The organism is Cryobacterium sp. Y62, assembly GCF_002929785.1.
Lineage (GTDB): Bacteria > Actinomycetota > Actinomycetes > Actinomycetales > Microbacteriaceae > Cryobacterium.
This window is the reverse complement of sequence record NZ_PJJK01000101.1, coordinates 23,818-44,753: the sequence shown is the minus strand read 5'-3', so window position 1 is coordinate 44,753 and position 20,936 is coordinate 23,818. Positions and strand designations below refer to the sequence as shown.

The window sequence follows — 20,936 nt, the reverse complement described above, 5'->3', positions numbered from 1 at the left end:
GTCGTAGAGGATGAGATCCGACAACGCCGATAAGAGGATGGAGTCACCAGATCAACGGGGAGAAACATCCGCGCGCCCCACGATTACCGGGAGAGCCCGCCCCGGTCACGTTGTTGCACGTTGCTCTTGCTATTGCGGCGTGGTTTGGCGGTCTTCCCTGGCTGGGACGTGACTGCTTCTCGCGGGTGCTTGGCGTTTTCACCGTCTGCGAGGATTCGTGCGTTGACGGTCTGCTGGTCTGCTTTGCCTTCAAGGCTCGCGGCGAATCGTTCGCGACGCTCTGAGCTGTCGTCTTCCAGTTCCCCCGAGCCGCTCTCGACGCGCGCCTGGTCGGTGGCTTCGGCGGCCTGCTTGCGGTCGTCGTCGCGAGTGTTGAGGTCGGTACTGTCGGCTCCGTCGAGTTCGCTGGTAGTCCAGTCGCGGTCGGCCGTTTCCTGGGCTTCGCGTTCGTGACGGTCGGCGTTGGCGAAGAGGAGCTGGCTCGCGGTGAGGTCGTCGCCCGCTCGCTGCCGCTCGGTAGCGGCATCGGCACGGTCGCGCTCAGCGTCCCGGAGTGCCGCAGCAACTGCAGCGGGGTCCGCTCCGGGGGCGTCGATGTCGATGCCGTAGCGTTCCTGCACTTCGTGCTTGATGGTGTCGCCGGCGTCACGGGCAACGTCGTCGAAGTCGCGCCAAGCCGTAGCAGTCTCATGGACGCCGGCTATGTCCTCGGGGCTGGCTTGATCCCACCACTCGGGTTGCGCAACCGGTGCGAGACTAGCTCGGGCGGCTCCACGCTCAGCCTCGAAGCGTGCTTCCAGCTCGCGCGCCTCCTGGGTTGCGCTTGCTTCGCGCTGTCGTGCCAGCTGCTCGCGCAGCCGGGCGATGCGTTCTCCGAACTGTGACGCAATGGTCAGTGCGATGCGCAGCGCATCGTCGAACGTCTCGCCAACACCGTCAGTTTCTTCGGCCATGATCTTCCTTTCGTCTAGTCTCTGCCCAGACCGTCACGCTCGCGCGGAGTAGCTGGGATCTTGCGCTTGGTGGGTTGCAGCTTGGTTGGCACCGGCGAACCGGTTCCCGGCGCCGCGAGCCCGTCGGTCGCCTGTCGCATGACGACCGGAACCTCACGTGTCTGCGTGCGTGAGTCCGGCTGTACGGTCTTGCTGGGGACAGCCGGCAGCCGATCGGTGATCGCGGCGAACTGGTTACGCAGCATCAGCGTGACTTGCTCGGCCCGGTGGGCGTCACCGACCGCGCTGTGCATGTCAAGAATCGCCACCGACACCCGGCCCAGCTGCCGGAGCATGATCGCCTCAGCCATCGTTCCCTGACCACCGCTAGCTGCCTGCATGAGAATCATGGCAGCGTTTGACGCCGACCCCAGCTGGGCCGGTTTTGGCCGGGACTGGTACGCCCGAAGATGCGCCGACCGGGCCAACTCCCGCGATGTCTGCGCGAGTGGCCCCGGTGTCGTCTCAACGCGCTGCGACCACGCGGCGAAGGCACCGGCCGTCTCACGGGCGACATGCGCCCACGTAGCCCGATCCGTCACGGGAACGTCACGGAGCTGCTTGCGCAGCTGACCAATTTCGTCGCTGTACTGCTTCCACATCTCCGGCGACGGCGTCGACTCTTCCCGGCCCGGAGCGACAGATCGGTACTCCCACGGGTTCTTCGCCGTGGCCCGCCACTCATCCACGGCCCCCTGCGCCGTCTGGGGGCTATCTGGCCACCCCTCCCGGAGCCTGGGCAAAGTGAGGTCACGAGCCAGACGGCCACCCCCATACCAAATCGGCTTCTCGCCAACCGGAGGCCTAACCGCTACCGAATAGCCCGCAACAACGTCATCGCGACCGGCCGCGTAGCGAGGCCGAATGAGTACACCGCCACGACGCAGCCGCCGAACAAATTCACCCTCATCGACCGAGGCGGTCGCCGCGGCCCGGACAGAACGCTCCATCTTGTGAGCGTCCACTTCAGCGGCGTTCGAACGCGTGGCACGCTCGCGCTCGGCAGGCTTCACGCCGCGCTCTCCGAGCCCCAGACCGCGGCTCTCCAACTGCTCGAGCCCATAGTCGCGTTCCAGGTCGCGGCACACCTCCTGGGCGCGCGTGAAGTCATTGTGCGTCGTCGCTTTGGTACCGTCCTCACGCACCAAAGACACCGCCAGGTGAATGTGATCATTACCGTTCGCGGACAGCCCGTGACGCACCGCAACCCACCGGCACGCGGCCTTTCCACTGCTCTCGGTAAAGCCCATCCGATCCGCGAAGTCCTCTGCGATCGTTCCCCATTTCTCATCCGAGAGCTGTCCCTCTTCGGCGCGTAACGACAGCGAGCAATGCCATACATCCCCGGCGACACGTTTACTTGTCACCGCGCCCGTAACAGGGTCGGAATCCTTCACCATTCGCAGCACCTCAACATCGAATGCACGGCGTGGAGCGTCCAGGCTCCGCGCAATCGCCAAAGCACTGTTGGTGTCCAACACGCTGTAACCGTGCTGCGCCATGATCGCGGAATCACCCGCAACAAGGTGCTGCTCCTCATGCTCATTGTGCCGCCCACCCCCAGCCAGGTAGACCATCAGGCCACCCATCTGGCCACCCCGCCGAATGTTCGGCATCATGACTCGGCCAGCCTGTCAATAACGTCCTCAACCTTGACCGCAAGAGCACGGTACTCAGCCACAACAACGACAGCCGTGTCCGGAAACTGGCCCTCCGTATTCGCGAACTTCGCCAACTGGTTGACGTTGTTCGAGACATTCGCCATCAACCTGGTCACCACGAACAACTCCGCAATCGCACCCTTACGATCCGTCGTCGTCTCAATGTTCGCGTTCATCGCAGACTCGAACAACAAACGCGGCACCGTCACATCAGCAACCACCGCACGAGCACGCAACTGAGCATCCTCCTCAACCGTCACGTACACCCGGTAACTCTTCTGTCGCCCACCATCAACATTGGCCCGACGCTGACGACCAAACAAGCGACGCTCGTTCTTCTCCGTCAACGTGTTCGCCTCCTCCTGCCCAGCGCAGCGCCCCCGGAAACCGGGGACATACAACCAGTATGCCAATTCCGGCGCGCGGCGTCCAGAATTCAAAGCCATTTACCACCGGTAAATGTATAGCTTGCTCCAAATCGGCACCGCCGGTATGGCACGTTTCCATTCTTGGTGCTTCGGCGAAAGGAGGCTGAGGCGCACTCGGCCGAGGCGTGTGTCAGGCCTGTAGCCTGGTGAGCATGAGCGATGCGAATGTGAAACCAGAAGATGCAGCAGCCCGAGCGCGGGCAATCATCGAAGCAAACGTGGACGCCCGCGTAGAAGCCGTACGAGTACTCGCCGATGCCGGCAACGAATACGACATCGCAGACCAGCAACTGAAGCTGGCGACCCTCGCTCACGAACACGCGTGGACTGCAGCCCTGGCTTCCGGATGGAGCGAAAAAGACCTCCGCGCTACCGGCGTGAAAGCTCCCGGTCAGTCCACCCCGAAAGCACGCAAACGACGCACCACTGCCCCGGTCACGACCCCAAACACTGAAGCGTAGCCTCCGGCCCCATACCTGTAACGAAGAAGCCCCGTCGAGCACAGCTCGACGGGGCCTATTCGTGCAACTTGCGTTGCCTTTTCGGCTGTTTATCGTACGCACCATTCCTCTCTTGGCAAGGGCTTTCGCGGCATATCCTCATTCGCTGCGCTCCCTTGCGGTATTCCACGATCCCTGGCCAATTCACCCGTGACGCTGTAAAGCGGCGTGCGCCAAAAGGCAATGGGGTTATAAGAGAGGACCACACCATGATTGAACCGCTCACCGTGTACACGCTGCCGAACTGCATGCAATGCACGATGACCACCCGAGCCCTCGACGCGGCCGGCCTGCCATACAGCGTGATCGACCTCACAACCGACGAGCGAGCCAGCGACCTGATGCAACAGTTCAGCTACACCTCAGCGCCCGTTGTCGTTACCCGCGTGGTGTCCTGCTCAGGCTTCCGACCCGACTGGATCGCGAAGATAGCGGCACTACGCGACCACCCGTCCCTCGCCAGCAAATAGGCGCCCTGAGATGGACTTCACGACCCTGCCAACGACCATGCCCGTCAGCGACGTGGAACACGCGGCGCGCGCACAAAAGATCGCAGAACGCCCCAACGACCTGCGCGCACACGGCCGCACCGGCTACACCCTCGCCAGCACACTCACCGTCACCGGAACCAACTACGTGACCATCATCGACACGCTCACAAAGGACCACGCCAAATGATCACAGTAACCTCGGCCTCACCGGCCTCACCTCTAATGACACCGGGCCAAGCCAGCGACGCCCTGGGCATCTCACTCACAGAACTCGTGACGATGAGAAGCGGCAACACCGGGCCCACCTTCCACCGAATCGGCTTGGGCCTCGTGCGCTACAACACGGCTGACGTTATGCGGTGGCGTTCGTCACAGACTGCGCAATAGGCGCATCCGTCGGCTCCATGGCGTCAGCGGCGGCCTTCTTCAATGCGCGACGGACGGTCGCCGTGCCGACGCGGAGTGTCTCGGCGATCGCCTCGATTTTCGCGCCCTTCTCGCGCATATCGACGGCCACGGCGATACGATCGGGCGTCATCACCGTGGGCCGGCCACCGACGCGTCCCTCTGACCTGGCGTGGGCGAGACCATCTCTGGTGTTCTGCCTGATCGTGTCGACGCGCAGCTGCGCAAATACGGCAACGATGCCATACAGCGCCTTACCCATGGGGCTTGTGGTGTCGATTGCAGGTTCGGTCAGCGACCGGAGGTCGATACCACGATCACCGAACTCGTTGATAAGAGAGATAAGGTGCGTGTCGGAGCCGAGACGGTCGAGGCGATAGACCAGCAGAACGTCCCCCTTCCGAAGGTGATCCAGGCACTTGTCGAACTCAGGGCGCGAGGTCTTGCTGCTCGACTGGCCCCGGTCGACATAGATGCGCTCGGCGCCGGCCGCTGTCAACGCTGCCTCCTGCTGACCAGGGTTCTGCTCGCGCGTGCTGACACGCGCGTATCCAATGATCACCATGCGCCCTAGTCCCCTCGTTCGAATGAGTTTCCCCGCCGCGTGTCGTGGCTGCTGCGGTGCGCCCTGCCTGCATCCGCAGGTGCCTTCTTCACTGCCTCAGTGGGCGACCTCGCCGACTCGCTGCGGTAGAGCGCCAAGCGCAGCTCGCTTGAAGTCTGCGGTCGCATAGGTACAGATCCACGCGGCTGCGCCAGCTCATAGAACACCGGCACGAGTGTGTCGGGCACCGGCCGGTATTCGCCCAGATTCGGGCCCGAGTATTTCGACGCTTCATTCCACCGATCGGGGGCAACCCGCGTGTAGTCGATCGAGAACTGTGACCGATCGGCAACATGTTCCATGAACAGTTTGGACGCTCTGCCGTTGCCCTCACGGAACGGGTGCGCCTGGTTGACATAGGCGAATACGTTCGCGGCCGCGGCCGCGAACTGGTCTCGATCTACGGATTCCCACGGCGTCGCCGCGATTATGCGGCGTACGTCTCCCAAGTAGCGGTCGATCTGCTTCACCTCTGCAAAACCCCCAGGGGTTCCCTTGAAGATCGGAACAGTGCGATACTCCCCCGCCCACTCGAAGATTCCACTGAACTGCGCCTTGTGAATAGCACGCAGATGATCCGCGTCGAAGGTACGAGGGATCTCGATACGCCCATCGCGGATCTTCTGACTCTGCTTGAACGTCTCCTTGTGCTCACGGCGCGCCAACTCGGCGTAGTCATGCTCGCCGAGTTTGTTGCGAAGAACTCGCCCGCCTGGCTCCCAAAGGTATGCGTCCCATTTGTGCTCGAGCGAATCCGCCGGCATCAGCCAGCGAGAGCGGCAGTGCGCCGGCGGGGCTTCGCCTCGCTCCGGCGGTCGTACTCTGCTTCATCGATCGCGCCCAGCGTGAAGTCAATGAGGTCTGCAACGTCCTCGCGGTTCGGTACCCAACCCTCATGCCAACCGCTCGCGAGTGTATTGAGGACTCCGTGGCGCTGCGCGAAACTCAGCGGAGCGAAGAGTTCCGGCCACTGCTCGTCGAAACGTGCGCTGTTGGCCATGATCCGGTCCCCTCTAAAACTGTCGTATGCGTCTGTGATCCAATTCTACCGGAAAAGGTCAAAAACCTCTAGCCAAGTTTTGATCGGCAACAGGTTTTGACCCCTAGTTTTGATCGCGGCGTCTGTGACTGTTAGCGCTTAGTGGCGGCGTTCTGTGATCGCTGTTTGGCGCATCGACCCGGTTCTCCGCGTTGCGTCAAAGGGCAGTCAGCGTCTTGTATCTCATGGGTTTCGACACACTCTAGTTACGAGACAGATTTCAGAGTCGTTCCGGGCGGTGCCTCGTCGCGCAATGTTAACGCGGAGGCGAAAATGGGGCCAGTAGTGCCGGGTGAGTTCTAGCATTAACTGGCCGATTTTTCGAAGAGCGCTGACAGGGCACGTCACGTCTCGACCGAATTGCCACTGGAAGAGTCCACCCGTGACAACCTCGCCTACGTTCGAGGCGCGTATCAGCGCGCAGGCACGGCGCAGAGTGACGACACGTAATAGGGCAGGATGGATCAATGAAGACATTCACACCTCCACAGACGAATCTGCAAGCATCCAACGTCATCCTCGGATTGATGCGGATCTCTGAAATGGAGGACGAGGAGATCCGCACCCTTGTCGGCACCGCCAGGGATGCCGGGATCAACTTTTTCGACCATGCCGACGTTTATGGTGGGGCGCACGGATGCGAGAAGCGGTTCGGTGACGCGGTCACGTTCACTGCCGCCGAGCGCGAGTCGGTCATCATCCAGTCGAAGGTCGGCATCCGCCAGGGCTTCTTCGACTTCTCGAAGGAGCACATCTTGCGCTCGGTCGACGAGTCCCTCGCGGCGCTGAACACCGACTACATGGACATCCTGCTGCTCCACCGTCCGGACACCCTGGTCGAGCCCGCCGAGGTCGCCGCGGCGTTCGACGCGCTGCACGCCGCCGGCAAGGTGCGCAACTTCGGCGTGTCCAACCAGACGCCGGGGCTGGTCGAACTGTTGAAGCGTTCGGTCAACCAGCCGCTCGCTTTCAACCAGGTGCAGCTGAGCATCACCCACTCGCCGTTGATCGCCCAGGGAATCGCCGCCAACATGGCGGGACTTGACCAGTCGATTGACCGGGACAACGGCATCCTCGAGTACAGCAGGCTGAACGACATCACGCTGCAGGCGTGGTCGCCGTTCCAGAAGGGCTTCTTCGACGGTGTGTTCATCGGTGACCGGGAGAACTTTGGCCCGCTAAACGATGCTCTTGACGAGATCGCCGCCGCGCACGGTGTCACACCGACCGGGATCGCGGTCGCCTGGATTACCAGGCACCCGGCCAACATGCAGGTGGTGCTCGGGACGACCAAGCCTGCGCGGGTGCTGGAATCTGCCGCGGGCTCCGACATTCCGCTTAGCCGTGAGGAGTGGTACCGCCTTTTCACTGCGGCCGGGCACGTCCTCCCGTAAGCGGGCTACCGGGCGACGTCGGCCAGGTAGGTAGGTGGCGGCTTCGCCCGCCGCTTCGGGGCCGGCGTCCCCCTCTACGGGGGTGCGGGACTGCTGTGTCGGCGGCTAGAAAGCGCCCTTTTGGTGCTCATTCCTCCCACCATGTAGCGTCTCGTAACCCTAGGGCAGTTTCAAGGGGTCGTCGCAACACTCGATTTTTGTGAGGTGTTGTACGTGTGGTTGAAGAATGAGCTCGTTGAGAATCAAGCGCCGCAGCCGTCGCGCCGCAGTAGTGCTTGATCGATAGTCTGGCTCTATGCCCATCCAGACCGTTGGCGCCACGCGCTCCCCCGCCGTCGCAGTGGGGACCGTACTCCTAGGATTACTCGTACTCTGGATGGCGCAACCGGTCCTTCCCAGTTGGGCTTGCGCGGCCAGTCTTCCGGCGGTGTGCCCGCCACAGTTGTTGCCCGTCCGTGCGTCGCTGATCAGCGCAGGCCTCCTGTTCGCGCTGCTGGCGACCGTATTGGTTGGGCTGCTGCTCCGGCCCAGATCAAACCGGTGGCTGGGCGGACAGTCGCGACGGATAGTGTTTGCCGTTCCGATCATCCTGGTCTTGACCGTCGTTGCGCACTTCGTGATACCGCAGTCCTGATTCCAGACTGCTCGGCCAGACCGCAACACCTCGCGCCCGCAAACCGAACGTCATCCGGGACACTCGAACTCGAGCGTTTCGCTGATGGCCGCCGGACCCAGGCTGATTTTGGCTAGTTCATGTCGTGTCGTCTTGTTGTAAGCGCGTCCGAAACCGCGACCGTTAGCGCTGGGGCGTTTACCGGACGCGTCGGCGCCTCTTGGCGACCAAGGCGGTCGTAATGAGAAGGCTGCCTGCAATGACCAGGCCGGCGTATAAGTAGAGCTGGAACGGTCCGCTCCCGAAGCTGCTGAATGGGGCGGGCCCGCTGATGATCCAGAGATATCGGTCTGGATCGCCGTGAATGAACCAATAGAGAATGACTGGGCTCACGACAAGCAGGAGTCCCGCCCCGATGAGTGACGGCTCAAACGTGCCCCGAGTCGATCTGGTCATGGCGTGGACTGTTCCCCCCTTAAGAATGCGCGTACGTACGAATGGCTCATCCTTGCACTAGCGCGGCCTGTCCGTCCAAAAATACGGCGAAGGCGCCGCGATCGTCATTAGCCGACCGGTTCAACGGCTTCCACAGGTCCTGCGGTGAATGGACTATCTCGGCACCAAGGCGGACGCCCACCAGCCGAGCCGAACAGCCGATTTTGCGCCATTCCCGCAAGGGGAACCCCTTGCGGGACGAGTCCGGATGAGTGCAACGAGGCAACGAATGACCCGTGGGGCCTCGGCGACGTGTCACGGGGATTGAGACGCGCCGGCGCACTGGACACGGCGCTGGGCGCAGTTCCCGACCCGAGTCAGGCGCGCAGTATCTGTGAGGGCGAGCCCGACTCATGATTGCTTAGCTAAGACGGAGAACTCCCGGCGTCTGGAGGGGGTGTGTTAGTGCAGTTTTCCCCGGTCTTCGGCGGGATTCGTCCACGTGTTGGCCAGCTCGAGTTGACCTGTGCATCCGGTCAGAAGGATTCTCCTTGGGTGGGTTTCCATCGCCGACTTCTTTAGGTTGGAGGTATGGGTGAAATTGAGTGGAAAGCCATTGCGATACTGACCGAGTGGCGTCTGGTATCTACATTTCGTTGTATCGCTGTAAAACGCTCGCGCTTCGACGATGAATCATCCTCGTACGAGGTGCACGCCGAACCTTGTCACTCGTCTTATTTCCTCACTGATCTGGCGACGGGGCGCGTCTCGTCGTACGACGATTATCGTCGCGAGCGAATCACAGGGGGTATCCCTGAAGTGGTTTATCCCTATCAGTTTCATGGGGAAGCGATACCTGCGCGGCTGGCCTTTCCGATGTCGCTCAGTGTGTGGGGACGACGAAGCGACACCTATCGGATGGTGAAAGCCGTCGAGGACGGAGAGCGCCTGACTGTGGATCTCGTCAACAAGAAGGACCCCGACGATGCTGGTCGTCTTGTCATTGATGTCGCGCGTCGTGCAGTCGTGGAGCTCGACACCTCGTCGCTCTGGCTGACGTACGAAGGTGTCGAGCCCGCACAAGACCGATTCTGGCCGGCTAGCTAGAGGCCAGCTTCTTGGCCATTCGGGTAGAAGCACCGCTGGTCGGCCGTGTCACAGGAGAACCGCGGAGTTACGACGTCCGGGTTGTCGACAAGAGCATCGAATCCATAGGTTGGGTCTGACACCTGAAGGTCCCCCATTTTGACGGAGTGGGAGCCACCCTCGGTAATGCCGCCCACCAGGAAACCGGTAACGGGTGCCCCGTTGCTGACCGTGAAGATGGCGCTGGTCAACTCCAAAGGAGGAGCGATCCCTCGCTGCTGCTGCACCGTAATAGTGCCCGTAAGTGTCGGAGACCCCTCACTAGGAATCACGTTGATCCGATTCTGCACTGAAGGAAAGCCAGGGAAGGCTATCCAGTCGGTTTGAATGGAACGCGCCCACGAACCGTTCGTCGGATGCTCGTTCTGCCCGTAGATCACGCAGAACTCCATGTTTACCTGTAACTCACTTACGATCGTTCGGGTCGGTGCGCCGGCGATGGTGCAAGTATTCGCCTGAGCTTGAGTGTTGAGCGATCGAGCGCTGGTGTCGGTAACCTCCTCAGTCAGAGTCGTGACAGTGCCGTCATTCCCGGTTGCTGTCACTGTCACTTCTCCTGCGGCGCAGGTGAAATCGAAGGCTGTCGTTGCAGCGATAAAGTTGCCATTTTCGAGCGCGGCAGAGGCTGCTGCAGAGCACGCCTGTTCTGCCGTACCGGGTGAACCCGGGTCGGCGGTTGCGGAAGCGGCGACGGGACTTTGGCGGATAGTCGTATTTGGTACGGGTAGTCCACGTAGTTGGTACTGCTATTCCACGGAGGTGGTACTGGCCGGGCTGGCGATGTGGCCAGCCCGGCCGGACCGTCTCGACGCGGGTCTGGGCGTTTACTCCCAGTAGTCCTTGGCGGCCTTCGCGTCGTCGCTGCGGAGGCGTCGCATGTCGACCTCGCCGAGGTTGAGGGTGCGGGCCTGGCTGGCGAGCCGGTTGACGGTGGAGTCGGCGGCTATCCGGTCTGGCAGGGCCTCGACCCAGTAGGCCGGCCCGGATTGGCTGACGATGATGGTCGGCAGCCGGTGGTCACGGTTGGCCAGGATGGAGAAGAGATCACTGGCCGCATTGGGGTCGATCCCCACCGTTAAGAAGTCGTCGATTATGAGCAAATCGACGTCGCTGAGCTTATTGAGTAGGTTCTGGTGGCCGATCCCGTCGCCTCGAGCGATGACCAGCTTGCGGGCCAGGTCATCCATCCGGGTGTAATAGACGCTGTGTTCGGTGTGGCAGGCGGCGATGCCGATCGCGCAGGCGAGATAGGTTTTGCCGCCGCCGGTTGGCGAGATGATGAGCAGGTTCGTCGGGTCGGCCTTCCATTGGTGGGCGGCGTAGCGTTTCATTCGCAGCGGGGTGATGTTGCGTCCCGGCGGGTAGTTCAGCTCAGCGACTGAGGCGTCCGGGATCGGGAACCCGGCCTGTCGAATCAGTTTCTCGATCCGGATCGAGCGGCGAAAGTCCAGGGCGTCGTTGACCGCGGTGAGGAACAGCTCCTCGGGTGCGGCCGTATCGTTGGCTTCGTCTTGGATGAGTTCTTCGAATCGTGCCGCGAGGTGCGTGATGCGGAGGGCCTTGAATTTGTCGTGGTCGACGCTGGTGAACACGCTGGCACTCATCCGCGATCCTTGTAGTAATCGGCCCCGCGGACCAGGACGCTGGGGACGAAGGCGGGCCCGGTCGGGCTCTTCTTATTGGTGGCCGCCGGCACCAGCGGGTGGCTTTGCTTCTTGTCGCCGGTGATGGACGCGATGATGCGTTTCAGCGTGGTGTAAGTCGGGTAACCGCGCTGGTTGACGATCTGCTGGCAGGCCGATTCCAGTCGCTGCTTGTTGCTCTTGCCCAAGGTCATCAGGATGTTTTGGCAGTCGAGGTAGGCCTGCGCTTCGATAACGGAGCGGTCCAAAATCATCTCGATCACCGTCACGGTCGCCGGCCCGAAGCTCTTGGCGCGGTGCACGAACCACTGCCGTGTCCACAACCCCTCGAGGTCCTGATGCCGCTCGGGAGCGTGCTCGACGATCGTGGAGTACTGGCCCTTGCGGCCGGACTTGCGCGAGTGCTCACAGACGACTGTCTCGCCGTCGAAGACGGTGACGGTGACGCCGGTCAGGCGCACCCGGAGGATCTGTCCGGCCAGCTTGTAGGGCACCGAGTAGTGCTGGTAATCGGCGGTGACGTGGTAATTCCGTCCCACCTTCAGCTGCTTCCACGCGACGGTGTCAAAGCGGTGCGCCGGCAACGGCTGGAGCAATTCGGCTTCGTCGGCGCGGAACCGTTCGGCCCGGGTGGTGCCGTCCGCCCGGCGCATCTGCTCGTTGACTTCGACCATCCGTTCCTCGATCGCAGCATTGAGCTCCTCGAAGGTTGTCCATGATTCTTCGGCGAGGTAGCCTATTACTCGTTTATTAATGGTATTTACCGCAGATTCTGCGGCGGCTTTGTCGCGAGGGCGGCGGACGAGGGCCGGGACCACGGCGGTGGAATAGTGCTCGGCCAGCTCCTGGTATCGGGCCTGGACGACGCGGGCGCTGTCACCCTTAACCTTTCGATGGGTCGCGGTCGCCGCGTTGTCCGGGACAATTATCTGGGTGGAACCCCCGAGAAACTCGAAGGCCTGGACGTGGGCGTTGTTCCACGAATCCTGCTTCATGTCGGCAAAGGCCGAGCAGTAAATGACCCCGGAGAACGGGAGGACTGCGACGAACAGGTAGCCCTTGCGGATCTCTCCGGTGGCCATATCAGTTACCGGCAGGGTGTCGCCGGCCCAGTCCACGAGCAGTGCTCGGCCCGGATCGTGGTGCAGCGTCGCGACGACGTCGTGGGTGTCGACGTACTCTGCGAAGAGCTCGCAGTACCGCGAGTACCCATACTTTTGGGCTGGCTTGGCAGAGTCCAACCCCACATACATTCGCCAACCCTGCTGCAGGGTGAAGTGTTTGTTGTTCTTCATCGACCTCAACGTCCCCGCGAAGTCCGGCTGAACGAATGCTTCCGACACGCTTCGGCGCCGATCGGGAAACAGTTCCGCCCACTGCTCGTCGCTCATCGTCGCGGTCGTCGCGGCGGTCAGCCCATTTGCCGTGACGGTCTTTTTCACCAACGAGATGTCCCGGCGTGAACACCCCACCAGGCCCGCGATTTCGTCGTAGCTGCGACCCTCGAACACCAACGCTGTAATGGCCTTGTAGTTCGCCATCAATGTCTCCTCCGTTAGGAATCGGCACCACCCGATGTGGTGCCGTCCTTTCAAGGGATCAAATCAAGATGGCCGCAGTACCAACTCCGTGGAACGGCAGTACCAACAACGTGGACTACCCGTACCAAGTCGGACTACTCGTCAACTTAACAACACTCCCACGGCGGCTAGTGCGGTAATTGTCAGGGAGTTTCTAAGAAATTTCATCTAGTTCTGCTTCCTGGTGTGTTTCAGTCACAGACCCGCCAATGCAGGCCCGTCCCTCAACGCTGGCAGTGACCAGGCGATAATGGTGAACATTCACACGCCACACTCAGGTCAACGTGTCGCCCGTCCTGCCCAAGACAAGAGAATGCTCTAGCCGTCGTGGTCGGCGCCGAAGCGGCCAGTAGCTTCACAGCCCGACCTGTCTCGAAACCCTAACCCTCAGCGGGATTCGCGTAGCTTGGAGTCCAAACTTGCTCATAAGGTGATCGACGCGACTCTTTCCCTCTGGTGCGTTTGGATAACGGCTGAGAACATCAATCAGGACTGGGGTGGCGTGGTTTTTGGCTCGCTCAACGAAGTTGTCGCCTGCCTCGGGATTGTCAGCTGCGACCAACTCGGCGATACGCGCCGCACTTGCGGGACCGCGCAGGATGTGACTCACCTGAGTGGCTTTCGCAATTGGGTGCAGGTAGGCGGCGGCTGCGGCGTCGCCCGCGGTGCGAGCGGCAAGTCGTCCTGATTCGGTGGCGGCTTCTCGTGCGGCACGCTGCAGGTTGGTCCTCTTTGCGCCGTTGACAAACTCCCACGCAGCGTCGACGGCCGCGCGTGGCCGAGGGTCATCTGGATGGGCGGCCTCAAACACCGGAAGCACTTCCTCTGCTGCCTCCACCACAAAGCGTGCCACGACTCGCAGTTCGTCCATGGTCAACTCGAAATCGCCGGTTCCCACAGTCATTATCCAATTTTCTCATTTCTGCGAAGCCCAGAAGGGGAACCTCCTACGGGACGAGCGCAGGATCCACTTGACACGCTCAACCGCCAGCACTCCGCTGAGTCAGTTGCGACGCGCCAGCGCGGGTGTTCAACCGCGTTGGCGATTAGTCGCCCGTCAGGTCGGGGACAATCTCATCGAGCCATCCCCGGGCGATTTCGAGTCTGTTAGCAGGCACTACTGAGGGGAGAATGTACTCCCACATTTCACGCATGCGCTGCAGCAAGTCTTCCCGCCCGGTGTACGTGTCCGAGACGAGTTGGATTCCCGTAAACGTGGGAATCAGGAATCGAGCAAACTTCTCCGGGTTGACGTCGCTTCCGAAGTCGCCGTCGGTAATGGCCTGCGCGGCTAGGTGTGAGAAGGTGCGCATCCACTCGTCATAAGGGGATCGAAGCGGGGGATCAAAGTTCGTCACCTCCGTCGTCAAACGCACCCCCGCTCGGACGACCGGATCGGCTAACAGCCGCTGGGCGAGGTCAGCGCAGAGAATGATCATCGTTTCCAGGGCGCTGCGATTCCTCGCGTGAATGTGGCTGCTCGCTGACAGTGCCAACGATTGTTCTTTCGCGATGACGGCCCTGGCTAAGTCTTCTTTCGACTGGAAATGAAAATACATCGCGCCGCGTGTTACGCCAGCTTCTTTCGCAATGTCGCCGGTCGTGGCCAGTCCGTATCCCAGGCGGTAGAACGTAAGGGCGGCGCCATCCACGATCTTCTCGCGCGTGGCTCGTGCTCGCTCTTGTTGCGCCATTCCTAAATCCCATCGGTTGCTATAAACACGGTACTCCGCATTCCTAAAAAAACAGGCGGGCTTGCTTTTTATTACACTGTCCTTGGATCATCAGGTAATGGAGTGGTTTGTAATACGCATCGGTCTCAGGGGGTAAAGATGGAGAGTTCACGAAAAACGGGGCTGGCATCAGCTGAGCGTGCGGGTTTCTTGAATGGCAGCGGCAGCGTTGCAGTCATCGGCACGGCGCATTACGGCGCTTGCGTTAGATCGTCGGGCGTTGGCGACTTCGCGTTCCTGGATTCGCCCTCATCAGGCTGGCTGTTCCCATCGGAGCGCGACGTGGCGATCGACGAGTGGAGCGGAGACGTCCTGTGAATAACAGGGTGGGTGGGTTATTCAGGTTACGGCTCCGACTTCTCGGGCTGGCGTGGCGTACCTCACTGAAATGGCCGGTGGCCATTCTTATTATCGTTGCTCTGATGGTGCCGACTCTTAGCGGCGTCAACGGCACGGTTGGTGTGGCGCTCAGGGATTGGCTGGACCTGTTCTCCGTGATGATGTCCTCCCCGATCGCGCTGATCTTCCCGCTCCTCGTGGTCTTCATCGCATCAAGTCGTCTCTACCAGGAGATGGGGAATCGGTACATCGTCGCTGTGCGAGTCCGCGTGAGTATCAGGCGTTATCTCGGCTCGAAGCTACTGGTCGCGTCGCTTCTCGCGTTCGTGACGTTTGGACTATCCACGTTCCTGGCCTTTGTCGTAGCGTTCTATGTTTGGCCGGCGATCGGGAATCCGTCGGTTCAGCCCGAACTTTATGACATGACGCCGGCTCAGGCCGCCACGGATTCGCTCACGCGCGTGACGTTCTCCTCCCTGCTGGGCCACGGCCCCTGGACCTACGGTGCCTTCTATTCGGTCTGGGTCGGATTTTCCGCAGCACTGTACGCGGCTTTCGGTACTGCCTGTCTTGTTCTGGTCAGCAGCCGAGTATTCGCCCTGGCCATTCCCTTTCTCGGTTACTTCGTTCAGACCGTGGGCGCGGCTTTATTGGGAACTCCGCAATATGGGCTGCTGTATGCCGCTTTCCCATTCGGACTGATTCAGTCGTCAGCGTGGGTGGCGATCGTGCCGACCGCGATCCTGGCCGCTGTGGTGGCGGCCCTGTGGGTGCACGTATTCGTGTACGTTCGGCGGTTGGAAACGCTTCAATGAAGTCCTTTCCGCCGCCATCCCGGCTTGTCGTGGGGTCACTTATCGGTCTCGCGGCGCTCGCCTGCGCATACGGACTCTATGGTCGTGCGACCATCGCCCGGCAGGCTCCCCCTCTGCACACTCCTGAGGTTCTTGACGTTGTCTTGGAAACGCTCTGCAGTCCCCAGTTCGTGCTCTTCATCCTGGTGCCGACCTGGCTGGGACGTGCAGTGCTGTCGACCCGCGTCGAGCTCGCTCCGGACCGATTGACGCGGCACGGGAGCTATCGAGCCGCACTGACGTCGTCGATCCAGTCCTCAGCTCGGGCGTTGGCCGTCTCCGCTGCGGCCGTGCTCGTGGGTCTCCTCACCGCGTCAGCAGGACTGCCCCTCATCGCCCAAGGCGATCATCACCTGCTGGTGCCCGAAACGGTGACTGCCGCATACAGCACGGATGGAATTCTCCCGTGGGTGGCTCTGGCCCTGCAATCCGTGCAGCTCGCCGGCGTTCTCCTGATCATTCACGCCGCTGTTATGTCGGCGGCCATGCTGGGGCTGCCCTTTGCACTGCGGGTCACGGCTGCTCTGGCCGTCTGGGTGTGGGCTGCGTCCGCCACACTGGGCGGGTTCACGGAGGGGTCCTTCCTCAGCGCGCAGACGTATGTGATTTTCCGATTTGTGCCGTCAGATCCGGTCAGGTCGGCCGGAGCATTGGTTGCCGCCGGAGCGATGATCGTGGCCATCGTCGTCGCCGCGCTCTACCTGGACTCCCGGTCCCGACACCGAGGCCGCCGGCTCCCTGGAGCTGCCGTCTTTGGGATTCTGAGCGCATCCATCGTGTTTGGTCTTGTCGCACAATCGCAGCCATGGACACGCAGCTTCCAAGCCGTGATAAAAGATGCCTTCTCCGGCGACGGCGGGACCCTCCTCCAGTACGCCGGCGGAATAGTTCTGCTCGTTGGTTACGTCTTCCTATTCTCGAGCCGGCTGGCGGAAGTCAGATCAGGATGGGCACTCCTCCTTCTCATCCGGCAAGGCTCGATGTCGCGATGGGCGCGTCACGTCGCAATGCGCGAGTCCATCGCCGCGGCGCTCTTCATCGTTGCGATCCTCGCGTGCAGCGCGGTGAGCTACGTCCTCCTTGGGGGCAGAGACTTCGGCGGCCCTGCAGGAAGCACGCCGCTGTGGTTGTTCCATTTCGTGGTGAATTGGACACTTCAGCTTCTCGTCTACCTAGCCGCAGTGTTTGCGGCCGTGCTGCTGTCCGGCCGTCGTCTCGCCGGCCTTATGGCAGTGGGAACGATCACAGCGCTCAGCGCGCCTCAAATTCAACTAGGACCGTGGCTGCCGGTGCAGGCCGCGGACATGTATCTGACCGCGGGAGGATGGGCCACTGTGCTCGTCTCGACAGCGTCCCTTCTGGTCTGGTCCCTCGCGATCAGAGCACTACTCGCACTTGTGATCCGCAGAAGGTTGGTTGTCCTATGAACGGAGAGAAAATGACCCAAGCCGAGGCCGTCATCGAACTACGGAACGTGGGCAAAGCCTATAAGGGCAATGTGCTCTTTAATGACGTCACAATTACCCTGGAACGCGGCAAGACCTATGGACTCGTGGGCGCCAACGGCTCCGGCAAATCGGTACTCATGAAAATCATCTGCGGATTCGTGATCCCCGACTCCGGAGAAGTCTGGATCGATCCGGAATTCCTACCCGCCAACAGAACCTTCCCCGATCGATTCGGCGTTACCATTGACGGCCCGGCCTATCTCGGCGGAGAAACCGCGGAAAAGAACCTCCTGACCCTGGCCAAAATCCAGAACCGAATCGGCAAAGCCGAGGTTCGGTCTGCTCTTGAGCAGATAGGACTCCCCGTCGGCTCGCCAAAAAAGGTTCGCACCTTCTCACTAGGCATGAAACAGAAATTGTCCCTCGCCCAGGCCTTCATGGAAGATCCCCAAGTCCTCATCCTCGATGAGCCCTTCAATGGCCTGGATGCATCCAGCTCAGCAATTCTTCTCCAGCTGCTGCGTGACTTCCAGGCTGCCGGAAAGACAATCCTGTTCACCAGCCACAACAAGGACGACATCGCCGCGCTGGCCGACGTCATCCTCGAAATCGACGGACAGCAAATCCTTCCGCGAGAGAACGACCAACGCTTGATCGCACAATAATCACCTCATCGCGCCAGTGTTTCCAATATAAATCAAGTAGTAGCAGGCCCAAACGAATGCACCCACGACCGGCCCAATTCATCTGCGCCCGTAAGGGGAACGCTATGCGCGAGGTCTGACATTCCTGCTCGTGGGCACATCTGAAGGTCAGTTGGCGTCAGCCATTATCGGCCAGACTCCTAAGGTCCACGTCGAAAGCCTCTTCCACAAACGCGATGGTGACAGGCTGATCGTCGAGCGAGGCGCGGATTCTTTGCGGTGCGTAGTGCCCTTTCTTCTTGCTAATTCGCTTGGCCTCCTCACGTGGGACAGTCACCCTCCAGTCCACCGACACGATGTATTCGCAAGTCTCCAAATCGGCTGCGTCATGAGAAAGGTTGGGCTGAACGAGGTCATGGGCTCCAAGGGGAACGCCACCGTACAGAAACTGTGAATAGGGAACTGCGCGATGCCGCACACGACCAACGCCGACGTATCCACGCCCCTTCAGATAGGCGGCCACGACGTCACCCTCTACAAGCGAACTGATTTGTTTGCGCCACGATGGGTTGTCGCCGCCAGCGGTTAGGAAGCCAAACTTCCGACAGTCATCCCAATTGCGGGATTCCCCCTCTCCGACATTGACATAGTAGATGCCGTTCTCGAAGTCGAAATGGGCCAGTTCCTTGTGATACGTGTTCGGCTTCCGGAAGCGTGAGACGAAGTGTCCGGAGGCGATGTTGTCAAGGGTCCGGCCTAGCTTCCAAATGAGGGTCGTCTCGACCATCAAGGCCTCGTGTTCAGTCAGGCCGCTAGCGATGACGCGAATGATGGGTCGCTCACCCTCATTTTGGATGTCTTTGATCCGAGCGGCCTTTGCGGAGTCACTGACATCCGAGAGATGGGCGTCTTTGCGAGACCCCTTGCCCTTTCCGTAGTAGAACTCTTCGTAGCTGCGCGGATCGATGTAGACATACACGTAGTAATTAGAGCTCATGTTCCGCGAGCCTAGTTGAGTCCCCACACTGTGTGATCGAGATTCCAGTTCCGGTGCCCGTAAGGGGGACCGCGTACGGGAACTGCATTCACGAGGACGCTGCTTCGATCTACGTCAACTGCCCGTGCAGAAACCCTTATGGCACGTGGCCAATCGACGTAAATGCGAGCGGGGTTCCGTACGACGGCTCGAACGTGAACAACCTGAACGTGATCCGACGGGTACACCTGGAAATGGCGCCTGGCAGTCCGGCCCGTCCATCGGCATCATCACCGCCTATGTCATCCTTGCAACACAAAGTGGAACGATGAGTACGTCGGGCTACAGCACCCCGATCGCTTCCTCGTACTATACGGGGGACACACTTCTGGAGAACATTCAGGCCCAAGCTCCGTGATTGCAGGCGAAAATGACTGACGGCATAAGTATTGTCAGGACCGCGTCCGGGGTGGAGGCGGTCCTGAGGCTAATGCGGTCTGACAAGTCGATTGTGCTGGAAGTCACGGCTGTTTCTTCCGCAGCTACGCGCGAATTCGATTCTGTTTACGAGCGCGCCTTAGAACGCTATCTGGAAGCAAGCGTGCGCAATGGAATCCGCTACGCTGGCACCCCTCCCTTATCCGGCGCCCATGGAGTGCTGGCGGAAATTTGCGTCGTAGCTCCAGCGGCGATGCAATCCATCGGACGGGAAGTTCGTTCCGTGGGCGGGACGGGTTCGGAATGGACGACTCGATGGGTATGGGATCTATCTGGAATCGAGTCTATTGACGGGGAATTAGTCGTGCAAACACACGTCGATGAAATCAAACTGCCCTTGTCTCGACCGTGAATAACCCCTACTAAGCCCACCCGGCGAGGAATCGCGACGCGGAAGTTACGGCGCTTCGCCAGGTTCATGCCTGCGTGTCCCCGAGCGAGTGCATCTGACACACTGAGCGAGTCAGATTCCGCTCGTGAGAACTACTAGCTAGCCAGTGGGGCACGTTCATCCACGCGGCGGAAAGCACTGGCCGCGCCGAGTGAATCGCGATCTCCCGAGCTCCGTTCCGTAAGCCGAACCTCTTGCGGGACGGGTGATGGAAAGCCGATGAAGTGGCGGTCGTGGACGCCGGCACCTACTTCGTTTGGTTGGGGTGCTTCGTGAACACGTTGACGATCTTTACTGTTTTGCCATCAATGTAGAACCAGATGCGTGCCCCACCGGAGAGTTCATATTGCCATTGATCGTGGACGATGCCGTCGCGAACAACAGTTGCCAGTTGGCCCTTGAGCTGGTGACACTTGGGGTCTGATTGGTTGGGTGCCTTCGTGAGTCGGTCCCAGGCATCCGCAGCGGAGCTTTTCTGGGTCGCGACGATGTCGCGCCATCCGGTTGCGGCTTGACTCGTGGTGTGCTCGATCACAAAGTCCGATGATTTGAGTGGCCGGGAAACGGAACCCTTCTTCGGAGACACTAGAGGCGGGGCTTCGTGACCGCCACCGGTTCGCGCAGCCAATCGGGTTCATCCTGGCCCCAGCCGGCAGCGACCGCCTCCGCGGTGTTCTGCCAGGCCCTGATCTCGGTGAGTATCCGTCCGGGCTGATTGACGACGAAGGCCCCGCGGGCAGTGTCGATGATGTCCCGGGCGCACGTTCTCTGATCCTGAACACTCAGAAGCTTGATCCACGGGAAGGGGCGCGCGAGGCGGTCCTCCAACGTGCCGTTGTCGTCCAGCGACACGGCGATCAGCTGCGCGGCGACCTCGAGGATCCGCTCGTGGGCAGCAGCCTCCCGCTTCGTCGTAAGGATGAGGGATTCGCCATCACGCCGAGAAACTTCGACGGGCGCTTCCTCTGCGGCAGCGAACACTGCTGCTGAGTTGCGGGACAGCTCCGAGGACTGCACGACGCGTTGCCCCGCCAGGTTGAGTGTTGTCGTCATAAAGCCATACTATTCCGAACATGTTCTGAATTCAATTCCGGCCAGAGATGGGTGACCGGCAGGCGTTCT

The 20,936-nt window shown here is 60.9% G+C and carries 25 protein-coding genes; 10 read left to right on the top strand and 15 right to left on the bottom strand.

The window, feature by feature from the left end; translation table 11 throughout:
* Positions 1-83: 83 nt before the first annotated feature.
* The 3 genes from CXY71_RS08260 to mobC are packed head-to-tail and all read right to left on the bottom strand — an operon-like array spanning position 84 to position 3,099.
* On the bottom strand, positions 84-953 hold the full coding sequence (locus CXY71_RS08260; RefSeq protein ID WP_104135162.1) for a hypothetical protein: 870 nt from the start codon (positions 951-953) through the stop codon (positions 84-86).
* Between the two features lie 14 nt (positions 954-967).
* On the bottom strand, positions 968-2,611 hold the full coding sequence (locus CXY71_RS08255) for a relaxase/mobilization nuclease domain-containing protein (RefSeq protein ID WP_104135161.1): 1,644 nt from the start codon (positions 2,609-2,611) through the stop codon (positions 968-970).
* The gene (mobC, locus tag CXY71_RS08250; RefSeq protein WP_104135160.1) at positions 2,608-3,099 is read right to left on the bottom strand and encodes a plasmid mobilization relaxosome protein MobC; all 492 of its coding nucleotides are present in this window, start codon (positions 3,097-3,099) and stop codon (positions 2,608-2,610) included. Before mobC ends, CXY71_RS08255 begins: the two co-directional genes overlap by 4 nt.
* 134 nt (positions 3,100-3,233) lie before the next feature.
* On the opposite strand from mobC, the gene CXY71_RS08245 reads away from it, so the two are divergent.
* The 3 genes from CXY71_RS08245 (at position 3,234) to CXY71_RS08235 (ending at position 4,259) form a co-directional block, all read left to right on the top strand.
* Positions 3,234-3,542 carry a hypothetical protein gene (locus tag CXY71_RS08245; RefSeq protein WP_104135159.1) on the top strand — a complete coding sequence of 103 codons (309 nt, stop codon included), beginning with the start codon at positions 3,234-3,236 and terminating at the stop codon, positions 3,540-3,542.
* Between the two features lie 248 nt (positions 3,543-3,790).
* Positions 3,791-4,051 carry a glutaredoxin domain-containing protein gene (locus tag CXY71_RS08240; protein ID WP_104135158.1) on the top strand — a complete coding sequence of 87 codons (261 nt, stop codon included), beginning with the start codon at positions 3,791-3,793 and terminating at the stop codon, positions 4,049-4,051.
* Positions 4,052-4,061: 10 nt separating this feature from the next.
* Positions 4,062-4,259 carry a hypothetical protein gene (locus CXY71_RS08235; protein WP_104135157.1) on the top strand — a complete coding sequence of 66 codons (198 nt, stop codon included), beginning with the start codon at positions 4,062-4,064 and terminating at the stop codon, positions 4,257-4,259.
* A gap of 165 nt (positions 4,260-4,424) precedes the next feature.
* Here the strand turns inward: CXY71_RS08235 and CXY71_RS08230 are convergent, their stop codons facing one another.
* Genes CXY71_RS08230 through CXY71_RS08220 form a run of 3 tightly spaced genes read right to left on the bottom strand, consistent with a single transcriptional unit; the run spans position 4,425 to position 6,081 of the window.
* On the bottom strand, positions 4,425-5,042 hold the full coding sequence (locus CXY71_RS08230) for a recombinase family protein (protein ID WP_104135156.1): 618 nt from the start codon (positions 5,040-5,042) through the stop codon (positions 4,425-4,427).
* Between the two features lie 5 nt (positions 5,043-5,047).
* Positions 5,048-5,845, bottom strand: a complete 798-nt coding sequence (locus CXY71_RS08225) for a Fic family protein (protein WP_104135155.1) — start codon at positions 5,843-5,845, stop codon at positions 5,048-5,050.
* Entirely contained in the window at positions 5,845-6,081 is a 237-nt protein-coding gene (locus tag CXY71_RS08220; protein ID WP_104135154.1) for an antitoxin VbhA family protein, read from the bottom strand. The genes CXY71_RS08225 and CXY71_RS08220 overlap by 1 nt, the downstream gene beginning before the upstream one ends.
* 506 nt (positions 6,082-6,587) lie before the next feature.
* Between CXY71_RS08220 and CXY71_RS08215 the strand changes: the two genes are divergently transcribed.
* Positions 6,588-7,514, top strand: a complete 927-nt coding sequence (locus CXY71_RS08215; protein ID WP_104135153.1) for an aldo/keto reductase family oxidoreductase — start codon at positions 6,588-6,590, stop codon at positions 7,512-7,514.
* A 295-nt stretch (positions 7,515-7,809) separates the two neighbouring features.
* Positions 7,810-8,148 carry a hypothetical protein gene (locus tag CXY71_RS08210; protein WP_104135152.1) on the top strand — a complete coding sequence of 113 codons (339 nt, stop codon included), beginning with the start codon at positions 7,810-7,812 and terminating at the stop codon, positions 8,146-8,148.
* Positions 8,149-8,325: 177 nt separating this feature from the next.
* Here CXY71_RS08210 and CXY71_RS21945 read toward each other — a convergent pair whose 3' ends face one another.
* On the bottom strand, positions 8,326-8,583 hold the full coding sequence (locus CXY71_RS21945; RefSeq protein WP_104135151.1) for a hypothetical protein: 258 nt from the start codon (positions 8,581-8,583) through the stop codon (positions 8,326-8,328).
* Between the two features lie 570 nt (positions 8,584-9,153).
* Between CXY71_RS21945 and CXY71_RS20670 the strand changes: the two genes are divergently transcribed.
* The gene (locus tag CXY71_RS20670) at positions 9,154-9,669 is read left to right on the top strand and encodes a hypothetical protein (protein WP_146072777.1); all 516 of its coding nucleotides are present in this window, start codon (positions 9,154-9,156) and stop codon (positions 9,667-9,669) included.
* On the opposite strand, the gene CXY71_RS08195 is transcribed toward CXY71_RS20670, so the two are convergent.
* From CXY71_RS08195 to CXY71_RS08175, 5 genes are all read right to left on the bottom strand, one after another.
* Complete coding sequence (locus CXY71_RS08195) at positions 9,666-10,259, bottom strand: hypothetical protein (protein WP_104135149.1); 594 nt, start codon at positions 10,257-10,259, stop codon at positions 9,666-9,668. The two genes, CXY71_RS20670 and CXY71_RS08195, sit on opposite strands and share 4 nt — an antisense overlap.
* Positions 10,260-10,532: 273 nt before the next feature.
* Positions 10,533-11,312, bottom strand: a complete 780-nt coding sequence (locus CXY71_RS08190; RefSeq protein WP_233204552.1) for an ATP-binding protein — start codon at positions 11,310-11,312, stop codon at positions 10,533-10,535.
* On the bottom strand, positions 11,309-12,892 hold the full coding sequence (istA, locus tag CXY71_RS08185; RefSeq protein WP_104135148.1) for an IS21 family transposase: 1,584 nt from the start codon (positions 12,890-12,892) through the stop codon (positions 11,309-11,311). Before istA ends, CXY71_RS08190 begins: the two co-directional genes overlap by 4 nt.
* Positions 12,893-13,286: 394 nt before the next feature.
* Complete coding sequence (locus CXY71_RS08180) at positions 13,287-13,835, bottom strand: putative immunity protein (protein WP_199184251.1); 549 nt, start codon at positions 13,833-13,835, stop codon at positions 13,287-13,289.
* Between the two features lie 142 nt (positions 13,836-13,977).
* Complete coding sequence (locus tag CXY71_RS08175) at positions 13,978-14,625, bottom strand: ScbR family autoregulator-binding transcription factor (protein WP_104135147.1); 648 nt, start codon at positions 14,623-14,625, stop codon at positions 13,978-13,980.
* Positions 14,626-15,059: 434 nt separating this feature from the next.
* Here CXY71_RS08175 and CXY71_RS08170 point away from each other — a divergent pair, with 434 nt between their 5' ends.
* Genes CXY71_RS08170 through CXY71_RS08160 form a run of 3 tightly spaced genes read left to right on the top strand, consistent with a single transcriptional unit; the run spans position 15,060 to position 17,970 of the window.
* On the top strand, positions 15,060-15,818 hold the full coding sequence (locus CXY71_RS08170) for a hypothetical protein (RefSeq protein WP_104135146.1): 759 nt from the start codon (positions 15,060-15,062) through the stop codon (positions 15,816-15,818).
* Positions 15,815-17,284, top strand: a complete 1,470-nt coding sequence (locus tag CXY71_RS08165; RefSeq protein ID WP_104135145.1) for a hypothetical protein — start codon at positions 15,815-15,817, stop codon at positions 17,282-17,284. Before CXY71_RS08170 ends, CXY71_RS08165 begins: the two co-directional genes overlap by 4 nt.
* Before the next feature lie 11 nt (positions 17,285-17,295).
* Positions 17,296-17,970 (top strand): ABC transporter ATP-binding protein, encoded by a 675-nt coding sequence (locus CXY71_RS08160; RefSeq protein WP_104135181.1) that lies wholly within the window; start codon positions 17,296-17,298, stop codon positions 17,968-17,970.
* A gap of 157 nt (positions 17,971-18,127) precedes the next feature.
* Here the strand turns inward: CXY71_RS08160 and CXY71_RS08155 are convergent, their stop codons facing one another.
* Complete coding sequence (locus CXY71_RS08155) at positions 18,128-18,946, bottom strand: GIY-YIG nuclease family protein (protein ID WP_104135180.1); 819 nt, start codon at positions 18,944-18,946, stop codon at positions 18,128-18,130.
* Positions 18,947-19,355: 409 nt separating this feature from the next.
* Here CXY71_RS08155 and CXY71_RS20665 point away from each other — a divergent pair, with 409 nt between their 5' ends.
* A complete protein-coding gene (locus tag CXY71_RS20665) occupies positions 19,356-19,775 on the top strand; it encodes a hypothetical protein (RefSeq protein WP_146072776.1) in 420 nt (139 codons plus the stop codon).
* A 286-nt stretch (positions 19,776-20,061) separates the two neighbouring features.
* Here CXY71_RS20665 and CXY71_RS08150 read toward each other — a convergent pair whose 3' ends face one another.
* Both CXY71_RS08150 and CXY71_RS08145 read right to left on the bottom strand, forming a co-directional pair.
* Positions 20,062-20,400 carry a hypothetical protein gene (locus CXY71_RS08150; protein ID WP_104135144.1) on the bottom strand — a complete coding sequence of 113 codons (339 nt, stop codon included), beginning with the start codon at positions 20,398-20,400 and terminating at the stop codon, positions 20,062-20,064.
* Positions 20,400-20,867 (bottom strand): prevent-host-death protein, encoded by a 468-nt coding sequence (locus tag CXY71_RS08145; protein ID WP_104135143.1) that lies wholly within the window; start codon positions 20,865-20,867, stop codon positions 20,400-20,402. Before CXY71_RS08145 ends, CXY71_RS08150 begins: the two co-directional genes overlap by 1 nt.
* Positions 20,868-20,936 lie beyond the last annotated feature (69 nt).